This window comes from Enterococcus sp. DIV0574 (assembly GCF_051711125.1).
Lineage (GTDB): Bacteria > Bacillota > Bacilli > Lactobacillales > Enterococcaceae > Enterococcus_D > Enterococcus_D gallinarum.
Window position 1 is genome coordinate 522501 of sequence record NZ_JBIOMA010000001.1, and the last position, 11735, is coordinate 534235.

Sequence of the window (11735 nt, forward strand, 5' to 3'; positions counted from 1 at the left end):
GGACTGATACTAATCGATCGAGGACTTAACCACAATTGAAAAAAGCAAGGAAACTCGGAAGAGTTTTGATTCTTCGATCCAGTTTTGAGTGAGCAATACTTACTCAATTGAATAGTGTGGTGGCGATAGCGAGAAGGATACACCTGTAACCATGCCGAACACAGAAGTTAAGCTTCTTAGCGCCGATTGTAGTGAAGGGTTTCCCTTTGTGAGAGTAGGACGTCGCCACGCTGTTTCATTCCGGCATAGCTCAGTTGGTAGTAGCGCATGACTGTTAATCATGATGTCGTAGGTTCGAGTCCTACTGCCGGAGTTATCGATAGCTGTGAAGCTATCTTTTTTTTGCCATTTTGGAGCGGTCTTTCTACTAGCGGAAAGATCGCTCTTTTTTTGCAGATAAAAGTTAAAACTATTTTGAGGAACCAAAAGATCAGTCGATTTGTCGAATGTTTCAAAAAAGAAGCGTTTGCGGGAGAGTCCTTTTTTTCCTATAATAAGGAAAAGGGGAGATGACATGAAACAACAATTATTTTTTGATTTAGATGGTACGATCATTGATTCTAGCGAAGGAATCTATTCTTCGATTCGCTATGCACTGGAAAAATTAGGACATGAACCTCTCTCAACCGATGGATTGAGAGCCTTTGTTGGTCCACCACTGATTAATTCTTTTCGTGATCTAGGCTTTACAGAAGAGACTGCGCAGCGTGCTGTGAAATATTATCGGGAGAATTATCGAGAAAAAGGGATGTTTCAGATTACGCCTTACGAAAAAATCGAAACCACTTTGGCTGAACTTTCGGAAACACATGATGTCTTCATTGCTACGTCAAAACCAGAGATATTCGCAAAAGAAATTTTAAGTTACTTAGATTTTACAGATTACTTCAAAGGAATTTACGGAGCTGATCTTGAAAATAAGCGGGGAGAAAAAGCGGCAGTCCTTGCATATGCACTAGAGAAGGCGGATGGCAATACAAGTGCCTTAATGATTGGTGATCGAAGCCATGACATTCTAGGAGCAAAAGCCAATGGGTTATCCGCGATCGGTGTTCTTTATGGATTTGGTAGTGAGGAAGAACTACTTTCTGCAGGAGCAGTCGCCTTGGCAGAAAAACCCCTAGATTTGCTGGAATTGATCAGAATGGATCATGCTGGAAAATAAATGCAAAAAAGAGCTTAGAACAGAGGAAGAAAGGTGATTATCCCCGCGATGTTTGATTAGTAGCGGGACTTACTTCGACTCTTTTTTAAGCTCATGAATGTTATTTGATGGTAGTAGTTTTTAGGACTAAGACGTTATTATCCAGATAGCCACTCTCATTTTTCAAAACGAGGGTGCCGGACGTCGGATGCACCATTAACTCGAGGTGACCAGTTAAAAACATTGTGTCGTACTCAGAAGTATAGAAAGTAAACAAATTGCTAGGGATCTCTAATGTAAAAGGAACAATGATTTCTTCAATAGGTGCGATCAAGAAACGCTCGCCAATCATACAGCAGCCTTCAGCAGAGGAAAACTGGTTGGAACCATCATTGGCTGTCAAGATAAATTGAGTTGTACCTTGTGGAAGACGTTGTGCTGCTTCTGTGGTAATCGTTAGCTCCATTTCTAGTACCTTCTTTCTATAAAAGCAATTGCTATTTTTCTTTGTTGGCTGATTGACTTGAACATAAAAAACTTATAAACAGATAACGAAAAGCATTGGACCAGATAGTTAGCTTGGGGAAGACGACTAAAAGGGCACACTGCTTCTTTTGTTATTTTAACATGGAAATGCTAAGATGCAAAGACTCAGGTGTTATTTCGTTCCTATCGTAGTAAGAAGTAGGCTATCAATCCGAGAATCACGAAAAAAAGACCAATATACAGAATAAAAGTTAACAGGGCTTGAAAGAATTGACGCATTGTCTTCACCTCAAATCAGTTGTTCACTATGATTCTAGCATGAAAGAGCCTGTTTGAATGAAATTCTAGAAATCTTTGTAGATGTTTAAGGTTTATTCATGGGAAATGAAGTAAAAAAACATATATTGCATGCAATTGGAACAGAAAAAATAAAAATAACAAAGCAGTTCATTCATGAATCTTTCAGCTGTCACTTGAATGTGGTAAACTAAAGAGGAGGGGATAAAAATGTTGCGTACATGTCAAAATGTTCTCGTTGCGTTAGATGGTTCTGAGCAATCAGAAAAGGCCTTTTGGGAAGCTGTCGATATTTGCAAACGAAACAAAGCCAAACTGTATGTCCTTTCAATCATTAACAATGCAGAGCTTTCAACGAGTGCTTATTCTTTTTCAAAGCTATTTGAACAGGAAAAGACGAGGGTTGAAACCGAGATGCTAAAGAAAATCTATGATGCAAATAACCATGGTGTCGAAGACGTTGCGGTGATCGTAGAGGTAGGAGACCCTAAGCGATTTATCATCCATGCAGCAACAGAAACTTATCCAATTGATCTAATCGTGATTGGTGCGACGGGTAAAGGAACTCTCACAAGAGCTGTAGTGGGATCGACAACTGACTATGTCGTCAACCATGCAAAATGTTCGGTATTTGTTGTGAAATAAACTATTGATTTGTTTGATCAAAAAAGGGAAATCAGGTAACTGCTGATTTCCCTTTTTTATTTGATGAAGTTTTGGATAACGTAATCTGATAGGTCTAAGTTGATTTATCAGATAGGAATCACACATGGTGAATACAACAAAATCTAGTGCAGTTGTACTATATCTAGTTGATATAGATTTGAGAAAAACTTTTATATTTTTATTCAGACATGAGGAAAGTATTATGGACAGCAGTAGTGTATCTATCGATGATTTTAGATTTGATTCTTTTCAATCAAGCAATTGGATTTGTTTGAAAACAAAATAATATTTTTTAGCTTCAATGATAGTGCTGTTTTGTGATTATATCTATAATTTGTACAGATTTCTCTTTATTTTATTGCTAGAATTTCATCCCGCCATGAAGTAAAATTTTAGTTGCATACATACTATGTGAAAAACGAAGGAAACAGATTATTTTAGTATCAGAATGGTGGAGAAAAATGACTACAAAAATTTGGAAGCGCTTCAAAATAGAGTTCTCAGTTTATGTCGGTATTGGTGTAGCAGTTTCTTTAGTAAGTGCTATTAATGTGTTTTATTTTCAAAAGTTGCTAGATGCATTTGGTCAAAGCATGCCTATTCTAAATCTAGTGATTTATGGATTGACAATTATCTTCGTTCCAATATTTTCTTATCTAGAACAAAAGCCTAAAATGAAACTCCAAAGTGGTATTTTCTTTTATTTAAAAGAAATGGCATTAGACAAGATTAGTAGAATTTCCTATTCGGAATATCTAAAGATTGGTTCGGGCTCGCTTTTGCAAAAAGTTGAGGCTGGGTCAAGCGCTGGTAGAAACATTCATTTAAACTTTTACGGAAGACTTTTTAGAGAGTTAATACCAGAAACTTTTTTTAATTTGTTTTTTATAGCGATAATCGATTTAAAATTAGTTCCAGCCATTTTAATCGGCTACATTTTTATCTTTATTGTAACCAAGTATTTGTTGAAAATATTAAAAGCTATAAAAGAAAACTCACTAATCTCTGAAGAAATAATGAATAATACTTTAATACGTGGCATCACAGAAATGGTTACTTTTCGAATAAATAAACGCTATAAAAAAGAAATAGCTAACTATCACGAAATGTCAATTTCTACAACAAACAATTTAATAAAAATGACAATGATACATGAATTTTTCTTTGGCTTTTTTGCTTTTCTAGTTGCGGTCATTAAATTAGTCATCGTTATATTAACATTTGCAAACGTTATATCTATTAGTTTAGGTGGATTAGTCGCGTTGGTTACTTATGTCGATAGAGTTTATACACCAATTGCTATCTTCAATGTAGTTTTTGTCCAATATCATTTGGATAAAGTTACATATCAACGATTACAAGATTTTTATGATACTTCAAATGATGAAGGCCTCTTCATCGAAGGAGCACCTATACAATCCATAGCAACTATCAGTCTGACCAATTTAAATTTAACCATTCAAAACAAACGAATATTGAAAGATTTCAATTTAGACTTAGAGAAAGATAAAATTTTGGACTTGTTGGAGAAAGTGGAGCTGGGAAATCTTCTTTGATGAAAGTTATATTGGGATTATTCAAACCCACTAGTGGAGATATTTTTGTGAATCATAAGAATTTATCTTCGTATAATTTAAATGAATACTACAATCATATTTTCTATCTCTCACAAGATGCTCCTATTTTTCAGGGAACATTAAAAGAAAATATTGTTTTTGACAAAAATATACCAGATATTCAAGTAATAGAGGCACTAGAGAAATGTCAATTAGGACATTTTTATCATTCACTTGAAGAAGGATTAGATACACGAATTGGTGAAAAAGGTTCTAATATTTCTGGTGGAGAGAAGCAGCGTATTGCGTTTGCGAGAATGGTCTTTTCTACTGCAGAGATAATAGTGATAGATGAGGCCACTTCGGCATTGGATGAATCAACCGAAGAAAAGTTGCTCAAAGAAGTAATGAAAATATTTAAGAATAGGATCGTCCTTATGATTACCCATCGTCCGAAAAACCTTGAAATTGTTGATGAAGTAATCGTACTTAGTAATGGTTATAAAATCAGATAAGTGATTTCACCGTATACGGAGTAAATAGACTAACTACGACTAACTGGAGAGCAGCAAGGTCTGAATACGAAATAAGCTGGGAATGTTTATGCTAGTTTATTTTTTCTGCAATAACTCTCCATTTTCCTGTTTTCCGTAACTATTTAATTTCCCACTTCCAACTAATTTCCCACACGTACTATTTAAATAGTTTGTAGTTGCTTTATTCAAGGCAGGTGTTCGTATATTTTCTAATTGAAGTGTCGTTTTGTTTTTTCGTATTTTTTCCTAATTTAAGGGAAATAATTGACTTTTATAAATGATAAAGAGTACAATTATGAAAAATAAAACGAAAAAGAGGAAAAAATATGAAAAATGTTCTAAAAGAAAATAAGCAATTTGTATTAATAACCAGTCTATTAGTTGTTATTGGCTCTTTAACATCAATGATTACTCCTCTATTCATACAATATTTTAATGAAAATAAGATCAAACTAACCTATGAGATAATGCTCTTTATAGTTATAGTTATGTTGTTTTCTTTCTTATTGCAGACTTTCATGCTCGTGTATAGAGAAAATTTTGCAGCAAAGTTTAATTCGAATTATTTGTTCAAACTGATAAGTAAGCTGACTAAAATTTCTTATGATGGTTTTATTGAAAAAGAACCCACGTATTTAATTAATCGTATATTTACTTCAGTGGATTCTTTATATTTATTTTTGATTAATAGTGTATCGACTATAGTAAAGTCATGTTTTGTAATTTTGTTATCTCTAGGAATTGTTGGATTTATATCATGGAAAATTTTTTTGCTCTTATTGATATTACTTCCTTTAAATTTAGTTGGCTTTAAGCATATTAACAAGCAATTATCTATTAGAATGGAAAAAATGCAAAAAGATGCTGCAAGTGCAAATAAAGATTTAATTGTGACATTATCAAATGTGGATAATATAAAATCCCAAGCTAATGTATCTGCATTAGAACATCTGCTTAAACCAAAGATGATTGCAATGTATGATTCATTAGCAAATAATAATAAATATGCACAAGTTACTAGTAATGCTATTGTCTTTATTAATCAATTGGTTCAAAATATGACTTATATTTGGGCGAGTATATTAATTGTTCAAAATGAATTTCCTGTGGGAAATTTAATTATTCTAAGTATTGTTATTCCAATGTATTATTCCGCTTTAAGTGATTTATCTAAGGCAAATGTAGATTATAAATCTTTAACTATTTCTAATGAGTTCATTAAGAATAATCTTGACTTATTACGTGAAGAAAATGGGGAAATAAAAATACAAAATATAAACAATATTGAGTTTAATTTCCCATCATTTTTAATAAATAAACAAATTTTTAATTATAATTTAAAAGAAGTAGTGAATAAAGGGGATATAGTTTATATAGAAGGAGATTCTGGTAGTGGAAAAACTTCTCTATTGAGACTGATGTTGAAATTTAGAAAATCTAAAGGAATAAAGATCAATGGATTAGAAATTAACAGCTTGGAAAATTCAAGTTTAAGGAATAAAATTGCTTATATTTCACAAGATCCAACGATTTTGTCTACGTCATTAGAAAACAATATAGGAATGGGAAGAAAACTAACCAGAGATGAAAAATATTTGATTGAAACATCTGGTATTTTAAGTCCGATATTTAAAGAAAAGCATTGGGATAGTGTATTATTAGAAAATGGTGCGAATTTATCTGGAGGAGAAAAACAAAGAATTGCAGTATGTAGATTAATTATATCTGATGCAGAATTATATATTTTAGATGAAAGCATTAGTAATATAGATAAAGAATCTGCAAATGCAATATTGAATTTCATTACAATCAAATCACAAGAGAAAATTATTTTATATACAACCCATGATAAATCATTCAAGAAATACGCGAACAAAATTATTAATGTAAGGAGATAAACTATGAATCACGATTTGCTAAGTGTATCTGAAGTTGCGGATGCATTGGGAGTAACTACAAGAACTATTAGAAACTACTTGTCTGATGGTAAATTAAAAGGGCAAAAGATTGGTGGACAATGGAAATTTTTGAAATCCGAAGTGTATCGTTTTATAGGTCAGTCAGTTGAGAACCCTGTTACTAACTTTTTTGAAAACGAGAATCATTTTAAAACGGGTTCAATACTCGTCATTAATATTCCAATCTCTAGTATGAGGTTAGTTGAAAATTTAAAAAATGATTTGTTGAATCAATATAACAATGTATACGATGGAGAAAACCGACAGTTCTTTTATCAGGCAATTTCTAAAGAACAAGCCAGAGTAATAATACAAGGCCCTATAGAATACGTAGCTAGTTTTGGTGACTGGATAAATAATAGGCTAAGAAGTTATTCTTGAGAATCATTGATATTTATGATTGTTCAAATGAACATAATGAACAGTGTGAAATAGTGATGCAATGCATGGACCGTTTATCATTTTCGTTGTTGAAATAAGGAGCAACTGAAAATCATCGGTGCTAACTGCAAACAAAAAAACAACGTCCCAAGAACGTTGTTTTGAGAAAGCCACTTGACGGGCTTGAACCGTCGACCTCATCCTTACCATGGATGCGCTCTACCAACTGAGCTAAAGCGGCTTGTTATTTAACACAAGATATAGAATACCTGAAAGCCTGCTGTTTGTCAATTCCATTTTTTCAAGAGTACTGGGATTTTTTGTCAAAAAAGGTGAACAACAAGACAAAGAAGCAAAAATTTCTTTTTTCACTTGCCAACTTATCTGAATATTTGCTATATTACAGGTAGATTCTTCCGGCATAGCTCAGTTGGTAGTAGCGCATGACTGTTAATCATGATGTCGTAGGTTCGAGTCCTACTGCCGGAGTCATAAATAAAACGTCCCCATTGATGAAAAGATGATGGATGGGTAAAGCAAACCCCCCTGAAATTCAGGGGGGTTGCTTTATAGATAGATTCAACAGTTTATCTCCTTGCGGCTACTTGTTTTTTGGATAAGCAAAGCAGTCGACATAGGGAAGTCACTTTATTTCAGAGACTCGATAGTTGTCTGCTGCTTTACGATGCTTATATGTTGACCTACCCCACAGTGATTTATTGGAAAATGACTCATTCGACTATTGCGCAAGTCAAGACCCAGTTTCCTTAAAAAGGTGTCCAAAGTGGATAAAGAAGATGAGAGGGATTCTATGGACAACAGCATTACATTTACAAATAGAAATGAATTTCGTGACTGGCTTCAAGAGTATGGTGTATCAAGTGAAGGGGTTTGGCTTTTGATCGGAAAAGCTGGCGGTCCTAAGACGATAAAGGCTCACGAGGCACTTGAAGAAGCGCTTTGTTTTGGCTGGATCGATGGCGTCATGCAAAAGATTGATGATAAAACATACAAGAAATACTTTGCGAGGCGCAGAAAGAACAGCAAGTGGTCAGAAAAAAACAAAGCACTAGCTGAAACATTGGAAAGCCAAGGACTAATGACTGATTATGGTCGAAGAAAAATAGAAGAGGCCAAGAAAAACGGTCAATGGGATGCGGTTCAGTCTCCAAAGATTTCGGAGGAACAAATCTATACCGTAGCAAGCTTATTAAAGAAACATGAGGCAGCTTATACAAATTTCCAAGCAATGTCTCTCTCTGTCAAAAAGACCTACACGCGGGCATACTATGATGCAAAAACCGACACTGGACGCGAAAAGCGTTTGTCTTGGATGATTGAACGGCTAGCGAAGAATCTGAAACCAATGTAGCGATTTTTGGGACTGTGCCATAAGTCTCCTACAAGTAACACTATCCGAACATTAATGATTATTGCTCCTGCGGTGCAGGGACTCCTCGTCGCAAAAGTCAGAGGAATCTATCCTAGCAACAGACTATTATTCGGTTTAACTTGTTGGATGATGACATATGGCACAGTCCTGATAGCTAAGAAGCATGAAAAATCAAGCGAAGCGACTCGGGCAATTTTTACTAATTGCAGGTGTCGCTTCGCTTGTTTGTCTTGCTTGCTAAATATCTTCTTATTGCCTACTGAAGCTTTTGCTCCAGAGTCTCATACAGTTTGACGGTCTCAGAGGCGTCTTTGTTCGTATAGTAGATCGTGATATCGGCTGTCGAGAGCCGAAGAATGGGTTGCGATCGTTTGTCCATGAATAGTTTCGCAGATTGACCAGCAACGTTAAAGTTGCCTGTCAGGTAATGATCTGTCGCCATCCCCATTGTGCGAACCGTTGGCTCTGGAAGTGTATCAACAAGCGTGACTGTTCTGATTTCATCCAACGGAATCGTTTGTCGGCTAGCTAATGGGGCATCAAACTGTACGGATTGATCTGTCATCTCTCCACTTATTGCATCAGGATTAAAATCTAATTGATACAAAGGAACGATAGTGACAACCATGATCGCGATCATCAGAATGCCGGTGCCGATTGCTAAACCTTTTCCGGTCTTTTTGCCTAAGTTGATACCGATATTCAACCCCACGCGGTCAGGGACAAATAATCGAGGATCTGTTGGATTAATGTACACGCCATAACGCCAATAACGGTCTTCATCATAATACCGTTGTTCCGTAGAAGCCAACAATTGATCTTGTTTTTTTCGTAATCGCAGCAATAGCCCAAAAGGAACGACCATCAAGAAGACCAGTAACAAGACGAAAAGAACAGCGGATAACTCTCCAACTACCCCCGTCAACTGGGTCGAGAGCAGTGGAACAAAAAACAATAGCAGTGTGCCCGTGCTCATTAAGACGACCAGAAGGGACCAATAGAATTTCGTTAAATCATTGAACTGTTGATTGATTTGAAAATCCTTCGTCAATGGACGTACTGGTAAGCGGCGAATCACTTGCCATAAATAGAGGAAAAGCAAAAAGATCAAGCAGTTGATGAGGCTGAATAGCCAACCGGGTCCGTTCTCCGCGGTAGGGAAATAAATTACACCAGCAATGACTAATAACAATGATGGAAGAAAACTGACTAATGGCAACAGTTTTCTATTTTTTTGCTGGATCAATTTGGTGTCTACTAAAACAGGATCGATAGGGAGTCCCCAGTTCTTATGCTCAATTAGTTCGTGCATTTTTCCAATATAATGAATTTGTAAGACGTAGCTTGCCCCCAGAAGCAAAAACAAGAGCAGCCAGAAAAAGGTCATGAGGATAGAGCCATATAAATTGAACAAAAAAATCAGACTTGCTACACTTAAGATACCGACAAACTGCATAATACGGCGGCGGTATTCAGCAACTAACGCCAAAACGTCCGGATGCTGCAAGTGATCAGGAGATAATGTATTTTCCAATAATACGTTTTTGTGGGGCTTACTGAGCAGATTCATTGTAAAAGCGATAGAAAAAATGACGATCAGATTTATGCCAAAGAAAATGTAATTCATTTCAATTCGGTCCTTTCAGAAAACTGTTCTAAACATTGCTGAATATCGGCAATGATCGCTGCTTCGCTTTTTCCGTGAATCAATGCAGAGGCTACTTGCAGCTGCAGCTGTTGTTGATAATATTCTTCTTCGGAGAAGGTAAAGCTGCGAGGCGCTGCGACAGCAGTTCCTTTGCGCCGATCGGTAATCAGCAGCCCGTCTTCTTTCAGTGAATTATAGGCTTTAGAAATAGTCATCGTGTTGATGCCAATCTCTTCTGCAAGTTGACGGACAGAGGGAAGTAGTTCGCCGACAGCTAATTCGCCTGTTGCGATCCCAAGAATGATTTGATCGCGTAATTGTTGATAGATGGGTGTATTGCTTTGAGGTTTGATTTCGAATTGCACTGGCGCTCTCTCCTTTGTATTATCTATATTAATACAAATAGATGGAACATGCAATCAATAATCATCCTCTCTATAAGGAACTCACTTCGCAGCATTAGGAGTAATAAACTGAAATTTTTCGTTGCTGTTTTGCAATCACTTTGTTATCGCAGTGACTGAATATTACGGTATGCTTTTAGTTAGAAAAAATAAAGGAGGAGACATTATGAGCCACTCCCCGAGGACGGCTTACTTCGATAATGCAAAATTTTTATTAATGATTTTAGTGGTTTTCAGCCACTTATTGCAACCATTCATTGGTGATCACAAGTTTTATCATGATCTGTACTATTTTATTTTTACCTTTCATATGCCAGCCTTTGTTTTTTTAGCAGGTTATTTTGCCAAACCGCTCACAAAAGGTTCAAAAGTTCGAGATCTGGTCAAAAAGTTTCTACTTCCTTATGTGTTTTTTCAACTTTTTTATACAGTTTATTACTGGGTGATTGGACTTGACGCGTCGTTGAATATTCAGCTGCTCAACCCTCAATGGGCATTGTGGTTCTTACTCAGCATGTTCTTTTGGCAGCTTTCTCTCGTCTTTTTTCAGAAAATGACTGCCAGAAAAGCCATCTTGCTTAGTGTGCTGCTGAGCATTTTTGCTGGTTACCTCCCTTTTATTAATCAAGTTCTGACACTGCAGCGGACATTTGTCTTTCTACCATTTTTTATCATCGGTTTTTATTTTCCTAAAAATGAGATGCAGTTTTTACAAGGAACACGAATAAAAAAAATCAGTCTGGTTTTCTTGCCGATTATCTACTTGTTTATTGCGCTTTTCCATGGGATGAATAAGTACATGGTCTTTGGCTCGAAACCTTATGAAGACTATCTGAGCTATCCATTGTTCGGAGGACCATTACGAGGGGTGTTCTTTGTGATTGGACTGCTGGGGATCATTGGTTTTCTGCGACTCGTCCCACGGCAACAGCTGTTTTTTACCAAATGGGGCAAGAACACACTGTTAGTCTATTTGCTGCAAGGGATCTTTATTAAAGGATTGAGAGCACTGGCAATCACTGAACTAAACTTGTCACTGCTCGGATTTATGGCGTTGATCGTCGTCAGTGTTTTACTGACGATCCTATTAGCCAGCAGACCTGTTCGGCAGTTCTACGCCCGTTTTGAAGAAGGGATTTCTTTTGTCCTATTGGGCTTGGGTATCTTCATGATTGCGAACTGAATCTAAATGGAAACACCGCCTTCGCAAGTTTGGATCTGCCAGACTTTTGCTCAGGCGGTTGTTATTTGATTTGGACAAGAGTA

9 protein-coding genes, 3 tRNA genes, 2 rRNA genes and 1 pseudogene (1 of these 15 only partly in view) are annotated in these 11735 nt (G+C 36.2%); 11 read left to right on the forward strand and 4 right to left on the reverse strand.

Going from position 1 to position 11735, the window contains the following annotated elements:
* From IGJ45_RS02565 to IGJ45_RS02580, 4 genes are all read left to right on the forward strand, one after another.
* Window positions 1–33 (forward strand): 23S ribosomal RNA (locus tag IGJ45_RS02565) (it extends 2882 nt beyond the left edge of the window).
* 82 nt (window positions 34–115) lie between these two features.
* Window positions 116–231 (forward strand): 5S ribosomal RNA (gene rrf, locus IGJ45_RS02570).
* An 8-nt stretch (window positions 232–239) separates the two neighbouring features.
* Window positions 240–313: transfer RNA gene (locus tag IGJ45_RS02575), tRNA-Asn, on the forward strand.
* A 201-nt stretch (window positions 314–514) separates the two neighbouring features.
* On the forward strand, window positions 515–1165 hold the full coding sequence (locus IGJ45_RS02580; protein WP_003127307.1) for an HAD-IA family hydrolase: 651 nt from the start codon (window positions 515–517) through the stop codon (window positions 1163–1165).
* 100 nt (window positions 1166–1265) lie between these two features.
* Here the strand turns inward: IGJ45_RS02580 and IGJ45_RS02585 are convergent, their stop codons facing one another.
* Window positions 1266–1610: an iron-sulfur cluster biosynthesis family protein gene (locus tag IGJ45_RS02585; RefSeq protein ID WP_003127308.1), complete on the reverse strand. Its 345-nt coding sequence runs from the start codon at window positions 1608–1610 to the stop codon at window positions 1266–1268.
* 527 nt (window positions 1611–2137) lie between these two features.
* Between IGJ45_RS02585 and IGJ45_RS02590 the strand changes: the two genes are divergently transcribed.
* The 4 genes and pseudogenes from IGJ45_RS02590 (at window position 2138) to IGJ45_RS02605 (ending at window position 7024) form a co-directional block, all read left to right on the forward strand.
* Window positions 2138–2572 carry a universal stress protein gene (locus tag IGJ45_RS02590; RefSeq protein WP_003127309.1) on the forward strand — a complete coding sequence of 145 codons (435 nt, stop codon included), beginning with the start codon at window positions 2138–2140 and terminating at the stop codon, window positions 2570–2572.
* 482 nt (window positions 2573–3054) lie between these two features.
* A pseudogene (locus IGJ45_RS02595) lies at window positions 3055–4664 on the forward strand (ATP-binding cassette domain-containing protein).
* A 347-nt stretch (window positions 4665–5011) separates the two neighbouring features.
* Entirely contained in the window at window positions 5012–6583 is a 1572-nt protein-coding gene (locus tag IGJ45_RS02600) for an ATP-binding cassette domain-containing protein (protein WP_003127311.1), read from the forward strand.
* 3 nt (window positions 6584–6586) lie between these two features.
* Complete coding sequence (locus tag IGJ45_RS02605) at window positions 6587–7024, forward strand: helix-turn-helix domain-containing protein (RefSeq protein ID WP_003127312.1); 438 nt, start codon at window positions 6587–6589, stop codon at window positions 7022–7024.
* A 168-nt stretch (window positions 7025–7192) separates the two neighbouring features.
* Here the strand turns inward: IGJ45_RS02605 and IGJ45_RS02610 are convergent.
* A tRNA-Thr gene (locus IGJ45_RS02610) sits at window positions 7193–7265 on the reverse strand.
* A 174-nt stretch (window positions 7266–7439) separates the two neighbouring features.
* Here IGJ45_RS02610 and IGJ45_RS02615 point away from each other — a divergent pair.
* Window positions 7440–7513, forward strand: a tRNA-Asn gene (locus IGJ45_RS02615).
* 322 nt (window positions 7514–7835) lie between these two features.
* Window positions 7836–8396: a YdeI/OmpD-associated family protein gene (locus tag IGJ45_RS02620; RefSeq protein ID WP_003127314.1), complete on the forward strand. Its 561-nt coding sequence runs from the start codon at window positions 7836–7838 to the stop codon at window positions 8394–8396.
* A gap of 277 nt (window positions 8397–8673) precedes the next feature.
* On the opposite strand, the gene IGJ45_RS02625 is transcribed toward IGJ45_RS02620, so the two are convergent.
* Complete coding sequence (locus IGJ45_RS02625) at window positions 8674–10044, reverse strand: PH domain-containing protein (RefSeq protein ID WP_003127316.1); 1371 nt, start codon at window positions 10042–10044, stop codon at window positions 8674–8676.
* Window positions 10041–10430 (reverse strand): GntR family transcriptional regulator, encoded by a 390-nt coding sequence (locus IGJ45_RS02630; protein ID WP_003127317.1) that lies wholly within the window; start codon window positions 10428–10430, stop codon window positions 10041–10043. The genes IGJ45_RS02625 and IGJ45_RS02630 overlap by 4 nt, the downstream gene beginning before the upstream one ends.
* A gap of 205 nt (window positions 10431–10635) precedes the next feature.
* Between IGJ45_RS02630 and IGJ45_RS02635 the strand changes: the two genes are divergently transcribed.
* Window positions 10636–11652 (forward strand): acyltransferase family protein, encoded by a 1017-nt coding sequence (locus tag IGJ45_RS02635; protein WP_005471584.1) that lies wholly within the window; start codon window positions 10636–10638, stop codon window positions 11650–11652.
* The last annotated feature ends 83 nt before the right edge of the window (window positions 11653–11735 follow it).